An 18,836-nucleotide genomic window follows, 5' to 3' on the forward strand; every position below is an offset into this window, starting at 1 on the left:
AGCTGCTTTAATTTGCTGCTTTAGTTAGGACAGCATAATAGAAACCATCCATATCTTCTTCACCTGGTAATATTTGTCGTCCAGGCTGTGACTCTGTCCCATTTTCTAATTTTGCATCTGCGGTTCGTTTTAAGAAAGCGGATACTTGATGACTGTTCTCTTGTGGAGTAATCGAACAGGTAGCATAAACTAACTGGCCACCCGGTTTTAGCTGTTGCCACATCGCATCAAAAATCTCTTTTTGTAACTCAGCTAGAGCTGCAATATCTTCCGCTCTACGTAGCCACTTAATATCAGGGTGACGACGAATAACTCCTGTCGCTGAACAAGGCGCATCTAGAAGGATACGATCGAACAGTTCATTTCTCCACCATTGCTCTGGTTTTCTTGCATCTCCACAGATCACTTCTGCTTCAAGATTAAGGCGCGCTAAATTTTCATGGACGCGAGTTAATCGAGTTTCATCACAATCAATAGCGACAACTTGAGCTGTTGGTTGACGCTCTAAAATATGAGCCGTTTTGCCACCTGGAGCCGCACAAGCATCTAAAATTAACTCACCTGCTTGTGGTTTTAGGTATTCAACAGAAAGCTGAGCTGCTGCATCTTGTACCGAAACCCAACCATCAGCGAAACCTGGCAGTGAATGAACATCACAAGGTTTCGCGAGCTTTAATGCATCTGTTGCTTGTGAATGCAAGGTTGTTTCAATTCCTGCTTCTGTCAGCAATTGACGATATTGGTCACGAGTATGGTGTTTACTGTTTACACGAAGCCACATTGGTGCCTTGGTGTTATTGCTGGCTGTGATTTCTTGCCACTGCTCGGGATAGCTACTCTTTAATAGTTTTAATAACCAACCAGGGTGACCATAACGACCTGCATCATGACTAATGGCGGCTTGATCGAGCTGCTCTTGACTGCGCTGATAGTTTCTTAACACCGCATTAATTAATCCTTTTAAACGAGGGTTTTTCAAGGTTTTTGTCGCATCTACCGTTTCAGCTACTGCTGCATGAGCAGGAATTCGCATATATTTTAATTGATAAATACCAACCAAAATAAGGTGATGAAAAACACGTTGCTTTCCTTTTAATGGTTTATCCATCAATTGATTTGCAACAGACTCTAATTGCGGTAACCAACGAAGAATACCGAAACAGATCTCTTGAAGTAGAGCGCCATCTCTTGGTTGGATCTGTTGTTGAGCAGCAGGAAGAGCATTAGAAAGAGATTGGCCTTGATCGACCACTTGATAGATAACCTTGGCAGCAGCTGCGCGAACGTTCATCACTATTTTCCTTTCGGAGGTAAATTTGGAGAGCAAGAGAAAGAAACTATACTTAGAAAATAAGATTTATAGTTTCCATCTCAATTGATGACTTTTCTATCTTGTATTGTTACTCGTTATGACTTTTTGAGTCTCAAGATAAAAGAGTGAATGATTTAAGCGATTATAGCGTTAACGTCAAACCATTCTTTACGAGAGTTGAGTACATCTGCACTCGACATCGCTTTTTTACCGGGCACTTGGATCTTAAGAAGATTTAATACACCTTCTCCGGTCGCCACTTGAATGCCTTTCTTATCTGCAGCTAAAATTGTGCCAGGTTGTTGGTTATGTTCAACATCTAAAGCTTCAGCTTGCCAAACCTTTATCGTTTTATCGGCCACCGTGAAGTGGCTAAATGGCCAAGGATTAAATGCACGAACACAGCGCTCAATCGCAGCTGCTGGCATTGTCCAATCAATTTTAGCTTCTTCTTTACTGAGTTTATGGGCGTAATTAGCCAGCTCATCATCTTGCTTAACTGGTGTCGCGTTGCCATCTACAATATCTGTTAGGCAATCCACTAAAGCAGTAGGCCCTAATTCAGCCAGTTTTTCATACATGCTACTGCTGGTATCGGTTGCGTCAATCGGTAAGGTGGCTATTTTTAGCATATCCCCCGTATCTAGACCGATATCCATCTGCATGATTGTCACACCGGTCTCTTTATCACCCGCCCAAATTGAGCGTTGGATTGGTGCAGCACCACGCCATTTAGGAAGAATAGAACCATGAACATTGATACAACCTAGTTTTGGCGTATCTAAAACTTCTTGTGGTAATAGTAGTCCGTAAGCAACCACAACCATGAGATCAGCATTAAGTTCTGCAAGTTGCTGCTGTGCTTCTTGGTTTCTTAGTGATGCCGGTTGATAGACAGGAATATCATGTTCAAGTGCTAAGCTTTTTACTGGACTAGCCGTTAATTTCTTACCACGTCCGGCAGGGCGGTCTGGTTGGGTATAAACGGCGATAATTTCATGCTGAGAAGACAACAACGCCGCCAAATGACGGGCGGCGAAGTCTGGGGTACCAGCAAAGACAATACGTAATGATTTGCTCAAGGTAGCCTCTATTATTGGTGTTTATCGTTAAAACGCTTTAGTTTTTCAAGCTTCTGTTTAATACGTTGACGTTTTAATGGCGAGATGTAATCAACAAACAGTTTACCATCTAAGTGGTCAATTTCATGTTGAACACAGATTGATAAAAGCTCATCAGCTTCAAATTCAAACTCTTTACCATTACGGTCTAGCGCTTTCACCTTAATTGTTGAAGCACGAGGAACTAAAGCTCGAGAACCTGGAACTGAAAGGCAGCCTTCTTCAATTCCATCTTCACCATGAGTTTCCGTGATTGTAGGGTTGATAAGAACAAGCTGACCGCTGCGGTCTTCGCTGTGATCCATCACGATGATGCGTTGATGAATATCGACTTGCGTTGCAGCAAGGCCAATACCCTCTTCTTCATACATAGTGTCAAACATATCGTCGATGATTTTTTTTGTTTCAGATGTCACGGCTTTTACAGGTTCTGCCACTGTACGAAGACGCTCATCTGGGTAAATTAAAACGGATAAAAGTGCCATAAGATCTCAAAATATTGAACTGAATCGAAAGAAATAAATTGCTATAAGGTAGATTCTAGACATTTTAGTGCCCAAATGACAGCATCAGACAGGATATTTTATCAATCTAGTTTAAAAAATAATCAAGCCTCTCTGACTGTCGCGAAAAGAGAGACAAATAGAGGGAACTGACATGGGGTGTCCTAAGGAAACAGAATTAGCATTGTGGTTGGCTCTCACTTTTGCACCTAGAATTGGCCCTGCTTTTATCAAAAACTGGCTAAATTGTTATTCTATCAATGATTTGATGGGGGCTGATGCCGGTAGGTTATTACAGATAGGCTTTAACCAACAACAAGCGAGTGCCATTATTAAACCGGATATGCGACGGATTGAGCACTGTTTGGCATGGCAGAATGAGTACCAGACAATTATAACCACTACTGATGCTCGTTACCCTCCTCAATTAAAGCAATTAACCTCTGCTCCGCCGCTTCTTTTTGTTCGAGGTCGTTGTGCTCTGCTCTCTGAACCACAAATAGCTATTGTCGGCAGCCGAAATTCTAGTGTGAGTGGACGAGAGAATGCGTTTTATTTTGCGAGAAAATTAAGCGAACAAGGCTATGGCATTACCAGTGGATTGGCTTTAGGAATTGATGGTCAGGCTCATCGTGGTGCGCTTCAAAATAGTGCAATTCAAGGTACAGGAAAAACAGTTGCAGTTTTAGGGGCCGGATTAAATCATATTTATCCCAAAAGACATCAACCATTAGCGGATGAAATTGTTGAAACTGGAGGCGCGGTAATTTCTGAATTTATTCCTTCAACACCCGTTAATGCTGTCAATTTCCCTCGTCGAAATCGCGTTATTTCAGGCTTATCTTTAGGGGTTCTTATTGTTGAGTCTGCAGTGACTAGTGGTTCATTAATTACTGCGCGTTATGCATTAGAGCAAAATCGAGAAGTTTTTGCTATTCCTGGCTCTATCCATAATCCCTTATCAAAAGGTTGCCACGCTCTAATTAAAGAAGGAGCAAAATTAGTTGAGGATATTGAAGATATTTTTGTTGAAATTGCGCCTATAATAGCCAGTTCTAGTAGTAAACAGCGCGCTATTAAAATGGTAAACTCAGACCTATTGTCGCCATTATGTCCTGTTTTGGATAATGTGAGTGATGAAATGACGCCTGTGGATATCATTGCAACACGATCGAACATGTCGGTCAGTGATGTCATGATGCGCTTATTAGAGCTGGAGTTAGAGGGGTGGGTGCTCGCCGTTCCCGGAGGCTACGTTAAAACGAGGAGTGGCAATTAATGATGGATATTTTGATGTATCTATTTGAAACATATATTCACAGTGACGTTGAGTTATTGATGGATCAAGATGAGTTAACTGATGAGCTAACTCGTGCAGGCTTCCAAGAGAATGAAATATATAAAGCTTATGACTGGCTAGAGAGTTTGGCGGGATTGCAAGAAAATGAAGGACAAAGTTATCTTACAACCCCTTGTTCAAACAGGTCATTTCGTATTTATACCGAAGATGAAATGTACCGTATCGATTGTGAAAGTCGTGGTTTTATGTTGCACCTTGAACAGGTGAAAATTCTTGATTCAGAACTACGAGAGATGGTTATCGATCAAATTATGGCTTTGGATACTCAACAATTTAGTTTAAATGACCTTAAATGGATTGTGTTAATGGTATTATTTAACGCTTCTGGTTATGAAGGCGCTTACCAGCAGATGGAAGATCTTCTTTATGATGGTGATGACGCGTGGCCTTCTCACTAATGTTACCTATGTGAAATAATGAGTAAATGATGAGTGAAAATAATCGAACCCCACTTTTTTCTATGCATGAGCATGCGCTAAATGACAAAATTTGTCCCGTATGCCAAGGCCAATTATCTATTCGTCATGGAAAAAATGGGCCATTTCTTGGATGTGAAAATTATCCATCTTGTCATTATATCGGCTCGTTAAATCATAATGACGGCCATATCGTCAAAGAGTTAGATATTCCTTGTCCAGAATGTCAGCAATATTTAGTTTTACGTCAAGGACGTTACGGTATGTTTGTTGGATGTTCAGCGTATCCTGAGTGTCATCATATTGAGCCTATCGATAAGCCAGATGAAACTGAAATTCCATGCCCTGTTTGTCATAAAGGGGAACTGATCGAGCGTAAAAGTCGTTATGGTAAGCGGTTTTATGCTTGTAATTGTTATCCTAAGTGTCAGTTTGCTATTAACTTTAAACCAGTGCTAGGTCATTGTCAGGAGTGTGGTTTTGGGGTGTTGATGGAGAAAAAACTAGCCTCAGGTATGAAATTACAGTGTGCAGATAAAAAGTGTCATCACTATCAAACTCCAGAGTCATCTTCTTTTTAATAAAAATTCAAAATAAGGTCGATTTTTATCCACGTTCGATCCTATAATAGTGAAGCAAACGTTTACGTGGCCGTTTAAACTGCCTAATTTAAACTATTATGGACGATAAATAGATGAATAAACCTTTTGTTGCAATCTTAATGGGATCTGATTCCGACCTTCCTGTCATGATGTCTACTATTGATACGCTAAAAAAGTTTGATATTAGCGTTGAGGTTAAAGTGACATCTGCTCACCGTACTCCTGCTGCAACTCATCAATATGTGACAGATGCTGAAGAACGAGGTTGCCAAGTCTTTATCTGTGCTGCTGGATTGGCTGCTCATTTGGCAGGTGCTGTTGCTGGGATTACAACGAAACCCGTTATTGGTGTTCCTATCGATGCCGGCCCATTAGATGGTATCGATGCGCTTCTTTCAACGGTAATGATGCCGGGTGGTGTCCCTGTTGCAACTGTTGCAATTGGTAAGGCTGGCGCTAAAAATGCAGGATATCTAGCTGCTCAAATGCTATCTATTGCCGATCCTGAACTAGCTCAGGCTGTGAAAGCAGAACGCCAGAAGAATGCAGAAGAAATTATTGCGAAAGATGCTGCTTTACAACAGCAGTTATTTCAGTAAATTAATATACCCGTCTTACTTGAAGTTCAGCCATGTTGACCGTAATCTCAAGTAATGTGTGTGTATCGTGGTTTTCATCTCTGCTATTCGTCTTCTTTTATGAGAGACCTTTAGTCTTGAGTTTAAATAGATAACCACTTGTTTCATAAAAGACGCCAATGTGCGTCTTTTTATTTATCTGTAGAGAACATCATCATGAGTAATATTAAACAATCAGTCGCAGCACTATCAGAGGGTGGCGTTATCGCTTACCCCACTGAAGGCGTTTTTGGCCTAGGATGTGATCCAGATAATCAAGATGCGATTGAAAAGTTGTTGGCCATTAAGCAGCGACCAATTGAAAAAGGGCTGATTTTAATTGCTGCTAACTATCAACAACTCCTCTCTTATATAGATGAGAGCCAGTTGAGTGTGGATCAGTTATCTCAAATTAAACGTAGTTGGCCGGGAGCCGTGACTTGGATTATGCCTTGCCAACCTCATTTGTCTAACCATTTAACGGGTGCGTTTAATAGCTTAGCGGTGCGAGTCTCCGATCACCCTATTGTTCAAGAGTTGTGTTTAGCTTTAGATAAACCCATTACTTCAACCAGTGCAAATTTAACGGGGGAGCCTTCTTGTATGACAACGGAAGAGGTGGCAGAGCAGTTAGGTGATAAGTTAGATGCTATTGTGATGGGGAAAACCAGTGGCCGTCGCAAACCAAGTCAAATTATCGATGCAATGACAGGGAAAGTGTTGAGAGAAGGTTAGTCTCAAAACTCAATAAGTATTTTAAATAGGAATTAATAATATGGATCGATATGTTGTTGTTGGCAATCCCATAGGACATAGTAAGTCGCCTTTTATACATACATTGTTTGCCCGTCAAACGATGCAGAAAATGGAATACACATTACTTGAAGTCCCTATCGGTCAATTCAATCATAATATAGACGCATTCTTTAATAGTGGTGGGCGCGGTTGTAATGTAACCGTACCTTTTAAAGAGGACGCGTTTCAGTATGCCACTCAGTTGACAGAACGAGCTCGCTTATCTGGAGCGGTTAATACATTAAAGAAACTTGATGATGGCGGTGTTTTAGGTGATAACACCGATGGTGAAGGTGTTGTTCAAGATCTGCTTAATCATCAAATATCCCTTAAAGACGCTAAGATTTTAATGCTTGGAGCTGGTGGTGCAGCTAGAGGAGCTCTTTACTCAATACTGCAACAACAACCTAGCCACGTAGTGGTTGCTAACCGCACTTTTTCTAAAGCAGAAACGTTAGCAGATCTATTCTCTCAAACCGGTCATATCGAAGCTAAATCATTTGAAGCTCTTGCTGGTGAGAGTTTTGACTTAATTATTAACTCAACAGCATCGAGTTTAAATAAACAATTACTTCCTTTACCTGAATCTATTATTAGTGACCATTGTGCAGTTTATGACATGATGTACTGTCCTGGGTTAACTATCTTTAATCAATGGGCGTTAGATTTGGGAGCAAAAAAATCGTTAAATGGTTTAGGTATGCTAGTTGGACAAGCTGCTGAAAGTTTTATGTTGTGGCGTGGTATTCGACCAGGTACAAAACAAGTCTTACGTGAATTAAGAAAAAACTTAGAGGGCGTATAATGAACCAATCGATTCTTTTTTCTGATGATTATCGTTGTCTGCCAAATTTAAAGGCGATTAACGTGACCGCTCACCAAGGTGGATATCAAATCGACTGCTTTGTCTCTTTTGCTTGGCTTTTTTCGACATCCTCGGGTATTGATCATTCGGAGAGTGATGAGTCTCAAATATTAATATGCTTTAAAGCGTTGTGGTTTGACATTGAAGAAGAGCTTGAAAATCTCATTGAGGATGAATCATTTAATAGTAAAGGTGAGATTTGGTTATAGAAAGAGGAACACTAACAAGTAGAGAGATAGGAATCGATGGGAAATAGCGTGTTTATTGATCAAAAACAGGTCATTTGATTGATAAATGAGCTTTTGAAACTATTTTTACAAAAAAGGGTTGCCAAGTTTATTCATCTCTCTATAATGCGCATCCACCGACACAGATAACGAGCAAATAGAGCAAGTTAAACGATTCGGTAAGGCTTTAAAAAGATAACTTAATTAATGAAAAAAGCGATTGACAGCAAGAGTTAGTTAAGTAAAATAGCCAACCTCTTAAATGATAAGCCACTAAGCGTTAAAACGCGGTGTTTCATTCTTTGAGGAAAGTCAATAAGACGTTTTAAATTCGATTCAAATAGGAATTGAAAATAAATTAAAATTTCTTCTTGACTTAAAATTAGGGAGCTGTATTATACGCCTCCTTGCTTCGCAACTGTTAGCGATAACGACTGCGATGTCAATGCTCTTTAACAATTTAACTTATTCAATCTGTGTGGGCACTCGTTATCGAGAATCAACAAAAAGATTACTCAATGAACTGAGTGACCAATACAGTGTAAGACATAATTTATTATGGATTATACTGGCACAGTCAATTCACTATCATTCTGTTGGAATGGTAGTAGCTTTAAGATTACAGTCTAACTTTATTTATAAGGTTGGATTTAGTTTTGAAGTCAGTATTCGTTGAGCCGGTCGCCTTTTTACAAGAGCGGCCAAAAAAACTTTAATTGAAGAGTTTGATCATGGCTCAGATTGAACGCTGGCGGCAGGCCTAACACATGCAAGTCGAGCGGTAACAGAGAGTAGCTTGCTACTCTGCTGACGAGCGGCGGACGGGTGAGTAATGCTTGGGAAGTTGCCTTAATGAGGGGGATAACTATTGGAAACGATAGCTAATACCGCATAATTCTCTACGGAGCAAAGCAGGGGACCTTCGGGCCTTGCGCATTAAGATACGCCCAAGTGGGATTAGCTAGTTGGTGAGGTAATGGCTCACCAAGGCGACGATCCCTAGCTGGTCTGAGAGGATGATCAGCCACACTGGAACTGAGACACGGTCCAGACTCCTACGGGAGGCAGCAGTGGGGAATATTGCACAATGGGCGAAAGCCTGATGCAGCCATGCCGCGTGTATGAAGAAGGCCTTAGGGTTGTAAAGTACTTTCAGCAGTGAGGAAGATGGTAAGTTTAATACGCTTGCCATTTGACGTTAGCTGCAGAAGAAGCACCGGCTAACTCCGTGCCAGCAGCCGCGGTAATACGGAGGGTGCGAGCGTTAATCGGAATTACTGGGCGTAAAGCGCATGCAGGCGGCCTATTAAGTCAGATGTGAAAGCCCGGAGCTCAACTCCGGAAGGTCATTTGAAACTGGTAGGCTAGAGTCTTGTAGAGGGGGGTAGAATTTCAGGTGTAGCGGTGAAATGCGTAGAGATCTGAAGGAATACCAGTGGCGAAGGCGGCCCCCTGGACAAAGACTGACGCTCAGATGCGAAAGCGTGGGTAGCAAACGGGATTAGATACCCCGGTAGTCCACGCCGTAAACGATGTCTACTTGAAGGTTGTGGCCTTGAGCCGTGGCTTTCGGAGCTAACGCGTTAAGTAGACCGCCTGGGGAGTACGGTCGCAAGATTAAAACTCAAATGAATTGACGGGGGCCCGCACAAGCGGTGGAGCATGTGGTTTAATTCGATGCAACGCGAAGAACCTTACCTACTCTTGACATCTACAGAAGCCAGCGGAGACGCAGGTGTGCCTTCGGGAACTGTAAGACAGGTGCTGCATGGCTGTCGTCAGCTCGTGTTGTGAAATGTTGGGTTAAGTCCCGCAACGAGCGCAACCCTTATCCTTGTTTGCCAGCACGTAATGGTGGGAACTCCAGGGAGACTGCCGGTGATAAACCGGAGGAAGGTGGGGACGACGTCAAGTCATCATGGCCCTTACGAGTAGGGCTACACACGTGCTACAATGGCGCATACAGAGGGCTGCAAGCTAGCGATAGTGAGCGAATCCCAAAAAGTGCGTCGTAGTCCGGATTGGAGTCTGCAACTCGACTCCATGAAGTCGGAATCGCTAGTAATCGTGGATCAGAATGCCACGGTGAATACGTTCCCGGGCCTTGTACACACCGCCCGTCACACCATGGGAGTGGGCTGCACCAGAAGTAGATAGCTTAACCTTTCGGGGAGGGCGTTTACCACGGTGTGGTTCATGACTGGGGTGAAGTCGTAACAAGGTAGCCCTAGGGGAACCTGGGGCTGGATCACCTCCTTAACGATTTGATATTTCGTGATGAGTACCCACACAGATTGAATTAAGTTAAAAAATTAAAGAGAAGATGTGCCCAACACATCAAAACACTTAGTCCCGTTCGTCTAGAGGCCTAGGACACCGCCCTTTCACGGCGGTAACAGGGGTTCGACTCCCCTACGGGACGCCACTTTCTTCTGGCTTTTGGCCTGAATAAAGAAGGGTCGTTAGCTCAGTTGGTAGAGCAGTTGACTTTTAATCAATTGGTCGCAGGTTCGAATCCTGCACGACCCACCATTCTATCTCACGATGGAATTAAAACTATCGTGGGCGATTAGCTCAGTTGGGAGAGCACCTCCCTTACAAGGAGGGGGTCACTGGTTCGAGCCCAGTATCGCCCACCACTTTTTAAGTATTTTTATTTAGAATATTTAAAAAGTGGTATTTATTATCACGGTCTTGAAAAAGACATGCTCTTTAACAATTTGGAAAGCTGACTAGTAAACTCGTTAGTGATTTTTTAATCATTAATAAGTTGAAAAGTAATAATTGTTTATTCGAAAGAATAAACGAGTTCTCAACACAATACACATTCAAGTGTCTTGTATTCAAATTAACATCATTGATGTTAATTCTATATTGAGTCCGGCAAACGATAATTAACATTACCCTGTTGATTATCAACAATCAAAAACCTTGGTTGTTTGAACATACATAAAGACCCTTTCGGGTTGTATGGTTAAGTGACTAAGCGTATACGGTGGATGCCTTGGCAGTCAGAGGCGATGAAGGACGTGCTAACCTGCGAAAAGGGTTGGTGAGCTGGTAAGAAGCGTTATTAACCAACCATGTCCGAATGGGGAAACCCACTTAGCATAAGCTAGGTATCCTATAGTGAATTCATAGCTATAGGAGGCAAACTCGGGGAACTGAAACATCTAAGTACCCGAAGGAAAAGAAATCAATTGAGATTCCGACAGTAGCGGCGAGCGAACTCGGATTAGCCCTTAAGCATAGTTAGAGTTAGGTGAACACGCTGGAAAGCGTGGCGATAGAGGGTGATAGCCCCGTAGCCGAAGAGTCTAATTAAGTGAAATCGAGTAGGACGGGACACGTGGTATCCTGTCTGAACATGGGGGGACCATCCTCCAAGGCTAAATACTCCTGACTGACCGATAGTGAACCAGTACCGTGAGGGAAAGGCGAAAAGAACCCCTGTGAGGGGAGTGAAATAGAACCTGAAACCGTATACGTACAAGCAGTGGGAGCCTCTTTTATGGGGTGACTGCGTACCTTTTGTATAATGGGTCAGCGACTTATATTCAGTGGCAAGGTTAACCGTTTAGGGGAGCCGTAGGGAAACCGAGTCTTAACTGGGCGACACAGTCTCTGGATATAGACCCGAAACCGAGTGATCTAGCCATGGGCAGGTTGAAGGTTGAGTAACATCAACTGGAGGACCGAACCGACTAATGTTGAAAAATTAGCGGATGACTTGTGGCTAGGGGTGAAAGGCCAATCAAACTCGGAGATAGCTGGTTCTCCCCGAAAGCTATTTAGGTAGCGCCTCGGACGAATACTACTGGGGGTAGAGCACTGTTAAGGCTAGGGGGTCATCCCGACTTACCAACCCTTTGCAAACTCCGAATACCAGTAAGTAATATCCGGGAGACACACGGCGGGTGCTAACGTCCGTCGTGGAGAGGGAAACAACCCAGACCGTCAGCTAAGGTCCCAAAGTTGTGATTAAGTGGGAAACGATGTGGGAAGGCTCAGACAGCCAGGATGTTGGCTTAGAAGCAGCCATCATTTAAAGAAAGCGTAATAGCTCACTGGTCGAGTCGGCCTGCGCGGAAGATGTAACGGGGCTAAATCACACACCGAAGCTACGGCAATATAGCTTTGCTATATTGGGTAGGGGAGCGTTCTGTAAGCGGTTGAAGGTGTATCGAGAGGTATGCTGGACGTATCAGAAGTGCGAATGCTGACATGAGTAACGATAAAGGGGGTGAAAAGCCCCCTCGCCGGAAGACCAAGGGTTCCTGTCCAACGTTAATCGGGGCAGGGTGAGTCGACCCCTAAGATGAGGCTGAGAAGCGTAATCGATGGGAAACGGGTTAATATTCCCGTACTTTTTACGACTGCGATGGGGGGACGGAGAAGGCTAGGTGGGCCTGGTGATGGTTATCCAGGTTCAAGTGCGTAGGCGGAAGGTTTAGGTAAATCCGGACCTTTTTTAACGCTGAGACACGATGTCGAGCTACTAAGGTAGTGAAGTCATTGATGCCATGCTTCCAGGAAAAGCCTCTAAGCTTCAGGTCGTAAGAAATCGTACCCCAAACCGACACAGGTGGTCGGGTAGAGAATACCAAGGCGCTTGAGAGAACTCGGGTGAAGGAACTAGGCAAAATGGTACCGTAACTTCGGGAGAAGGTACGCTGCCGGCGGTGATGGGACTTGCTCCCTAAGCTGCTGGCAGTCGCAGATACCAGGTGGCTGCAACTGTTTATTAAAAACACAGCACTGTGCAAAATCGAAAGATGACGTATACGGTGTGACGCCTGCCCGGTGCCGGAAGGTTAATTGATGGGGTTATCTTCGGAGAAGCTCTTGATCGAAGCCCCGGTAAACGGCGGCCGTAACTATAACGGTCCTAAGGTAGCGAAATTCCTTGTCGGGTAAGTTCCGACCTGCACGAATGGCGTAATGATGGCCACGCTGTCTCCACCCGAGACTCAGTGAAATTGAAATCGCAGTGAAGATGCTGTGTACCCGCGGCTAGACGGAAAGACCCCGTGAACCTTTACTACAGCTTGGCACTGAACATTGACCCTACATGTGTAGGATAGGTGGGAGACTTTGAAACCGCGTCGCCAGATGCGGTGGAGTCAACCTTGAAATACCACCCTTGTATGCTTGATGTTCTAACGTTGGTCCCTAATCGGGATTGCGGACAGTGCCTGGTGGGTAGTTTGACTGGGGCGGTCTCCTCCCAAAGAGTAACGGAGGAGCACGAAGGTGGGCTAATCACGGTCGGACATCGTGAGGTTAGTGCAATGGCATAAGCCCGCTTGACTGCGAGAATGACAATTCGAGCAGGTGCGAAAGCAGGTCATAGTGATCCGGTGGTTCTGAATGGAAGGGCCATCGCTCAACGGATAAAAGGTACTCCGGGGATAACAGGCTGATACCGCCCAAGAGTTCATATCGACGGCGGTGTTTGGCACCTCGATGTCGGCTCATCACATCCTGGGGCTGAAGTCGGTCCCAAGGGTATGGCTGTTCGCCATTTAAAGTGGTACGCGAGCTGGGTTTAGAACGTCGTGAGACAGTTCGGTCCCTATCTGCCGTGGGCGTTGGAAGATTGAAGGGGGCTGCTCCTAGTACGAGAGGACCGGAGTGGACGAACCACTGGTGTTCGGGTTGTCATGCCAATGGCATTGCCCGGTAGCTAAGTTCGGAATCGATAACCGCTGAAAGCATCTAAGCGGGAAGCGAGCCCTGAGATGAGTCTTCCCTGGCACTATAAGTGTCCTAAAGGGTTGTTCGAGACTAGAACGTTGATAGGCAGGGTGTGTAAGCGTAGCGATACGTTGAGCTAACCTGTACTAATTGCCCGTGAGGCTTAACCATACAACACCCAAAGGGTTTTGATGGACTCAAAAGAATACGACTCGATGAGTCAAAAGATACTTGAATGAAGTATTGAGAATATTATTACTTAAACAAAAAAGTTAATTATCAGACTTTCCAAATTTCGTTAAACGCGAATATTCGCGGTTAACAACAAAATTTGCTTGGCGACCATAGCATTGTGGACCCACCTGACTCCATTCCGAACTCAGAAGTGAAACACAATCGCGCCGATGGTAGTGTGGGGTCTCCCCATGTGAGAGTAGGTCATCGCCAGGCTTCAAATTTATGCTTTAGATTGAAAAATCTAAACGCACGTCTTCTAACTTTGACACGTTAGTGACGATAAAAGCATTTAGCATTATGCGTAAGCACTTTGCTAAAGGAGCGGTAGTTCAGTTGGTTAGAATACCGGCCTGTCACGCCGGGGGTCGCGGGTTCGAGTCCCGTCCGCTCCGCCACTACACTAAGCCCAAGTCTCACGACTTGGGCTTTTTTACGTCTGTAGAAAATAACATATGAAGTTTATAATATGACTAATTACTTCACTTTATCTCGCCTAAACATTTTCTGATATTCAATGTTATATCGACAATTAACAAAGTAACTGAAGCTATCGAGTAGTACGGTCGTTCAGTTGATTAGCTATTTATTTAAAACACAGCGGCCGTCACTCCGGGGGCGCGGGTTCTTTTTTAAGGATCGTTAGTTCGCTCCGCAACCTTCATTGATAAACAGCAAAGTCCAAGTCTTACGACTTGGGCTTTTTTACGTCTGTAGAAAAGTGAAGCTAGATTGATAGCTCAACAATGAGATAGAACTTTTTATGGATAAAGAAGCACTAATAGAGTTGATTCTTGAGTCGTTGTTTAATTGATAAATCATTTATTTATAATAATTGATTTATTGTAGTAGATATCAAAAATGATTTTATTTTAGTTATTGCCTTTTTTACTCTACGATCTTATTTAGATATATACCCTTCATACTTGAAGTCGCTAGGTTGTTGGCGTCGCTTATTCGCCCCAATTATAGAGTACACCTATACTCATGGGGCTTCACTCACTTGCCGCCTACTAGCAACTCCAATTATTTTATATAGGTAAGTTAACCCCTTATCACTCGATTTTTTTATATTGAGATTGCTTTAAGTTGGTTTCTTTTTTTTAAGTATTTTCTTATTTGATTATTATTTTTTAGCCAGTTTTTTCTATTGAATTGCACTATATTGATAGTGATCAAATATAAAAGATAACATTGATATTTTAATAAAAACTTATCAAGCTGATTTAAAAGGTATTTATTATTAGTATTAATAATGGTTGAATTTTGAGCTAGTATTTTTGTTTTTTTTATGAATAATCGTCTACTCTTTTTCGTAATAGCGTTACATATTATCTAATCGAACTTATATTTAGATGGTTTTTATAACGATATTTTAAGACATAAATTACAAATAAGGTTTTATAGCTATGGGTCAATTAACCGTTTTAGGTTTTATTGCAGTGGGTGGTGCATTTGGTGCTTGTTCTCGCTTTCTTATCTCTGAATTCTGTGTGATGTTATTGGGACGTGGTTTCCCATACGGTACACTAACAGTGAATATTTTAGGCTCATTTATTATGGGACTTTTGATGTCGGCAATGGAGCAAGGCATTATTGCTTCTTCACCTTGGCGTCAAATTATTGGATTAGGCTTCCTTGGCGCTTTAACCACATTCTCAACGTTCTCAATGGATAATGTTGTTCTGATGCAGCAATCAGCATTCTTAAAAATGGGATTAAACATCATTCTTAACGTAACTATCTGTGTGTTTGCTGCATGGGCTGGTTTCCAATTACTAACTAAATCATAAGCCTCCCTCCCTAAGTTATAAACGATAAGATAACAGGGTAGTCAATTTATTTGATTATTGCTGTTATCTTAATTGTGCTAACCTAAATGACTGCTTTCTTTATCGTCAATAGCAACAATTTTATTATTTTTGTCATAAGGGATATATAATGAGTGTTTTACGGTTACCTGATAAGTTTATTCCTCTGTTAATGAAGATTGAACCACTGCTTTCTATTGCTGATCAATTTAGTCTTGGTGAGCAAGTTGAAATAGAGGTAAGTGATGGAGATTCTATCGTTCTCACAGGTAGTCAAATTCAGACCTCTATTATGTTTGATAACCGAGCACTTCCTAAAAAAGAGCACTTAGTGATACAAGATAGTTGGATTGCACCTTATCCAAAGATTGATACATTAATTGCTAAAGTAGAAGAAAATCCTAATCTGATTATTAGTAGCTTCCCGCTTTCTAATGAGGATATTGTTGATATCTGGTTTAGTGGTGGACAACTTCGAATGCTAAAAAGCCATCCAACTTGTCGAACTGAAGATCATCGAGCAATGCTTTTGACCGCACTGGCACTCTCTTTTTCCCTTGATGATTCACTGGTACTTGCTCGCGCCTTTTCAAATAATATTGCACATAGTAACAGTGATGAGATAAAAAAAGTTTCATGGCCTGTTAACTTAGAATTGTTTCCTAAATCGTTTTACAATAAATCTGACTCAACTTTAAATCAATTACATCAGATTGCAGAAGAGACCTGTGCTTTCCCGAGCCTACTTGAGCCTAACATTGGTTTGAATCCGGTCGTAAGCAGTCTAGAAGAGTTGGAAGCTTTTTTTAAGTTGGGCGTTAAAACGGTTCAATTTAAGCCTGAAAGTGAAAGTGTAGAACAAAAGATTGTCGCCGCGGTTGAGCTCTCTGAAGAGTATCAAGCCTTTCTCTTTATTTGTGACCATTGGCAATTGGCATTAAAACATAATGCATATGGTGTTCATCTTCATCAGAAAGATCTCGATAGTGTTGATCTTTTACAAGTAAAACAAGCAGCTGTTAGGTTAGGGATTTCGATTAATGGGTATTTTGGAGTCATAGAAGCATTGCCTCTTCGTCCAAGCTATATCGCATTGAAGCATAGATTCTCAACGGCAGAAACTGATCCAGAAGGGATAAATCATTTAGCACTTTATCGTCAATTGGTGAAAACAACTCCAACGTTAGCAATTGGTGGGATTAATTTAGAGAATGCAGATCGAATTTTTCGCACTGGTGTCGTTGGCTTTACGATTGAGCACGCTTTAAAAGAGAGTAAAGATCTTAAGCAGACGGTTGCTGCGTTTAACGCCATTATGGCTTGAGTTCGTGTCGAATAATGAATAAAAAAAGAGCTGTGATTTAGCCATCACTGCTCTTTTTATATTTTTTAAATAGTTAACTAATAACTAATAGCCGCTGTTGCCTGCTCTAGCCATTTTAGTTCATCCCCACTTATTAATGGACTTAGATCATCCCACACCATCTGATGATAATGATTCAACCAAGTTAATTCTGGACGATTTAGCATATCGACATTGATAAGGCGCTTATCAATCGGAGCACGAGTAAGTGACTCGAATCCTAGCATTGAATTGTCACCATTGGTTTCAATTGCTACCACTTGCTCTAAATTCTCAATACGAATACCAAATTCATCGGCACGGTAGTAACCCGGCTCATTCGATACCACCATTCCTGCTAATAATGCGGTGCTGTTATATACTTTAGATATACGTTGTGGCCCTTCGTGAACACTTAAGAAGTGACCAACACCATGACCAGTACCGTGATCGTAATCATAACCACGAGCCCATAAGTGTTGACGAGCGAGTACATCAAGCTGAGAGCCAACAGTGCCTTGTGGGAAGCGGGCACTTGCTAGAGAAATATGCCCTTTTAGTACGAGCGTAACCTGTTGCTTCAATTCATCACTTGGCGTGCCAATAGCAATAGTACGTGTGATATCTGTTGTTCCATCTGGGTATTGACCACCTGAATCAACAAGATAAACACTGTCCATCTCTAATCGGCTTGGCTCTGGTTGGTTCTCATGATTATAGTGACACATTGCTGCATTACCGGCTGCTGCTGAGATGGTATCAAAACTTAAGTCTACAATAGTCTCATCAAGACGACGGAATGCTTCTAGCTTATCAGCCAGTACTGCTTCATCGTGTAGATTACCTGCAGCGACCTCACTATCAAGCCATGCTAAGAAACGACTCACCGCAACACCATCACGGATATGACATGCTTTCATACCTGCAATTTCGGTCGGATTCTTTGCCGCTTTTGCTAATAGACAGGGATCTGCACCTTCAATAATTGTTGAGCCAGCATCAACTAAAATTTGACTTAACCAAGCGTTGCTATTTGCCGAGTCTACTAAGACTTTGTTACCAGCTAATGAAGTTAACCCACTTTGCAGCTCTGCTGGTGACTTAACGGAAACACCAGTTCCAACATGAGCTGAAAATTCGCTAGGTAAACGATCAGCATCAATATAGAAATCAACGTCACCTTGACGATTAATCACGATATGAGAAAGCAGAACAGGCAAACGAGAAACATCTTCACCACGGATATTAAGTAACCAGCAAATCGTATCTAGTTGTGTTAGTAATGCAGCATCTATACCTTTAGCTTGAAGCTCTTTTGCCACATTTTCGCGCTTGTCACTCGATGATTGACCGACATACTCTAATCCCATTAAACGCGCTGAAGAAAGTAGTGGCTCAGGGCGATCTCGCCACAATGTATCAATTGGATTCTTTTCTAATGAAACCAGAGAGAGTTTACCTCCAGTACTCTCTTTTGCCTTCGCTAACCACGCCGTACTATGTAGACGAGGATCAATGGCAACTGAAGCATTGGGAGCTAAATTTTGTTCTAGCCAACCCAATGCTGGCTCTTCGATTAGATGACGGTATTCAAAAAGCGGAGACGGTACTTGCTTTGTCACTTGAACAACATAACGACCATCAACAAAAATGGCTGCTTTATCTTGAGTTACTACTGCTGCGCCAGCTGAACCAGTAAATCCAGTTAGCCAATGTAAACGCTCATTGTGTGCTGGAATATATTCACCCAAATATTCATCTTCATGAGGAATTAAAATCGCATCAAGATTGTTTTCAACTAGCCATTGACGTAGCTCTTCGACTCGTTGAGTAGTAATTGCTTCCATAAAAGTAAACCTTCTATTTTATAAAAAATGGGTGATTGATAGTGATTAACCTTTTAGGTTAAACTTTATTCTATACCTTTATACCCT

13 protein-coding genes, 4 tRNA genes and 3 rRNA genes are annotated in these 18,836 nt (G+C 42.4%); 16 read left to right on the forward strand and 4 right to left on the reverse strand.

Annotated elements, in window-relative coordinates:
• Positions 1 to 7 precede the first annotated feature (7 nt).
• From rsmB to def, 3 genes are all read right to left on the reverse strand, one after another.
• On the reverse strand, positions 8 to 1,291 hold the full coding sequence (gene rsmB, locus L0B53_RS07260; RefSeq protein WP_235061471.1) for a 16S rRNA (cytosine(967)-C(5))-methyltransferase RsmB: 1,284 nt from the start codon (positions 1,289 to 1,291) through the stop codon (positions 8 to 10).
• A 155-nt stretch (positions 1,292 to 1,446) separates the two neighbouring features.
• On the reverse strand, positions 1,447 to 2,394 hold the full coding sequence (fmt, locus tag L0B53_RS07265) for a methionyl-tRNA formyltransferase (RefSeq protein ID WP_235061472.1): 948 nt from the start codon (positions 2,392 to 2,394) through the stop codon (positions 1,447 to 1,449).
• 11 nt (positions 2,395 to 2,405) lie between these two features.
• The gene (gene def / locus L0B53_RS07270) at positions 2,406 to 2,918 is read right to left on the reverse strand and encodes a peptide deformylase (RefSeq protein ID WP_235061473.1); all 513 of its coding nucleotides are present in this window, start codon (positions 2,916 to 2,918) and stop codon (positions 2,406 to 2,408) included.
• A gap of 172 nt (positions 2,919 to 3,090) precedes the next feature.
• On the opposite strand from def, the gene dprA reads away from it, so the two are divergent.
• The 16 genes from dprA to L0B53_RS07350 all read left to right on the forward strand — a co-directional run bounded on the left by dprA (position 3,091) and on the right by L0B53_RS07350 (position 16,884).
• Entirely contained in the window at positions 3,091 to 4,215 is a 1,125-nt protein-coding gene (dprA, locus tag L0B53_RS07275) for a DNA-processing protein DprA (protein WP_235061474.1), read from the forward strand.
• On the forward strand, positions 4,215 to 4,694 hold the full coding sequence (locus L0B53_RS07280) for a DUF494 family protein (RefSeq protein WP_235061475.1): 480 nt from the start codon (positions 4,215 to 4,217) through the stop codon (positions 4,692 to 4,694). Before dprA ends, L0B53_RS07280 begins: the two co-directional genes overlap by 1 nt.
• Positions 4,695 to 4,723: 29 nt before the next feature.
• A complete protein-coding gene (locus tag L0B53_RS07285) occupies positions 4,724 to 5,293 on the forward strand; it encodes a type I DNA topoisomerase (protein ID WP_235062194.1) in 570 nt (189 codons plus the stop codon).
• 113 nt (positions 5,294 to 5,406) lie between these two features.
• Positions 5,407 to 5,913 carry a 5-(carboxyamino)imidazole ribonucleotide mutase gene (purE, locus tag L0B53_RS07290; RefSeq protein ID WP_235061476.1) on the forward strand — a complete coding sequence of 169 codons (507 nt, stop codon included), beginning with the start codon at positions 5,407 to 5,409 and terminating at the stop codon, positions 5,911 to 5,913.
• Positions 5,914 to 6,108: 195 nt separating this feature from the next.
• On the forward strand, positions 6,109 to 6,666 hold the full coding sequence (locus L0B53_RS07295; protein ID WP_235061477.1) for an L-threonylcarbamoyladenylate synthase: 558 nt from the start codon (positions 6,109 to 6,111) through the stop codon (positions 6,664 to 6,666).
• A 40-nt stretch (positions 6,667 to 6,706) separates the two neighbouring features.
• Positions 6,707 to 7,531, forward strand: a complete 825-nt coding sequence (gene aroE / locus L0B53_RS07300; RefSeq protein WP_235061478.1) for a shikimate dehydrogenase — start codon at positions 6,707 to 6,709, stop codon at positions 7,529 to 7,531.
• On the forward strand, positions 7,531 to 7,800 hold the full coding sequence (locus L0B53_RS07305) for a DUF1488 family protein (protein ID WP_235061479.1): 270 nt from the start codon (positions 7,531 to 7,533) through the stop codon (positions 7,798 to 7,800). Before aroE ends, L0B53_RS07305 begins: the two co-directional genes overlap by 1 nt.
• A gap of 731 nt (positions 7,801 to 8,531) precedes the next feature.
• Positions 8,532 to 10,077 (forward strand): 16S ribosomal RNA (locus L0B53_RS07310).
• A 90-nt stretch (positions 10,078 to 10,167) separates the two neighbouring features.
• Positions 10,168 to 10,243, forward strand: a tRNA-Glu gene (locus L0B53_RS07315).
• Positions 10,244 to 10,274: 31 nt separating this feature from the next.
• Positions 10,275 to 10,350: transfer RNA gene (locus L0B53_RS07320), tRNA-Lys, on the forward strand.
• A gap of 31 nt (positions 10,351 to 10,381) precedes the next feature.
• Positions 10,382 to 10,457: transfer RNA gene (locus L0B53_RS07325), tRNA-Val, on the forward strand.
• A gap of 333 nt (positions 10,458 to 10,790) precedes the next feature.
• Positions 10,791 to 13,686: ribosomal RNA gene (locus L0B53_RS07330) — 23S ribosomal RNA — on the forward strand.
• A gap of 163 nt (positions 13,687 to 13,849) precedes the next feature.
• Positions 13,850 to 13,965: ribosomal RNA gene (gene rrf, locus L0B53_RS07335) — 5S ribosomal RNA — on the forward strand.
• Together the 16S, 23S and 5S rRNA genes with 4 tRNA genes alongside form the textbook arrangement of a ribosomal RNA operon.
• A gap of 105 nt (positions 13,966 to 14,070) precedes the next feature.
• Positions 14,071 to 14,147: transfer RNA gene (locus L0B53_RS07340), tRNA-Asp, on the forward strand.
• Positions 14,148 to 15,158: 1,011 nt separating this feature from the next.
• Positions 15,159 to 15,542, forward strand: coding sequence for a fluoride efflux transporter CrcB (crcB, locus tag L0B53_RS07345; RefSeq protein WP_235061480.1), 384 nt, complete (start codon positions 15,159 to 15,161; stop codon positions 15,540 to 15,542).
• Between the two features lie 148 nt (positions 15,543 to 15,690).
• Positions 15,691 to 16,884 (forward strand): thiamine phosphate synthase, encoded by a 1,194-nt coding sequence (locus tag L0B53_RS07350; protein ID WP_235061481.1) that lies wholly within the window; start codon positions 15,691 to 15,693, stop codon positions 16,882 to 16,884.
• A gap of 77 nt (positions 16,885 to 16,961) precedes the next feature.
• Here L0B53_RS07350 and L0B53_RS07355 read toward each other — a convergent pair whose 3' ends face one another.
• Positions 16,962 to 18,749 carry an aminopeptidase P family protein gene (locus L0B53_RS07355; RefSeq protein WP_235061482.1) on the reverse strand — a complete coding sequence of 596 codons (1,788 nt, stop codon included), beginning with the start codon at positions 18,747 to 18,749 and terminating at the stop codon, positions 16,962 to 16,964.
• Positions 18,750 to 18,836 lie beyond the last annotated feature (87 nt).

Source organism: Vibrio sp. SS-MA-C1-2 (assembly GCF_021513135.1).
Taxonomy (GTDB): domain Bacteria; phylum Pseudomonadota; class Gammaproteobacteria; order Enterobacterales; family Vibrionaceae.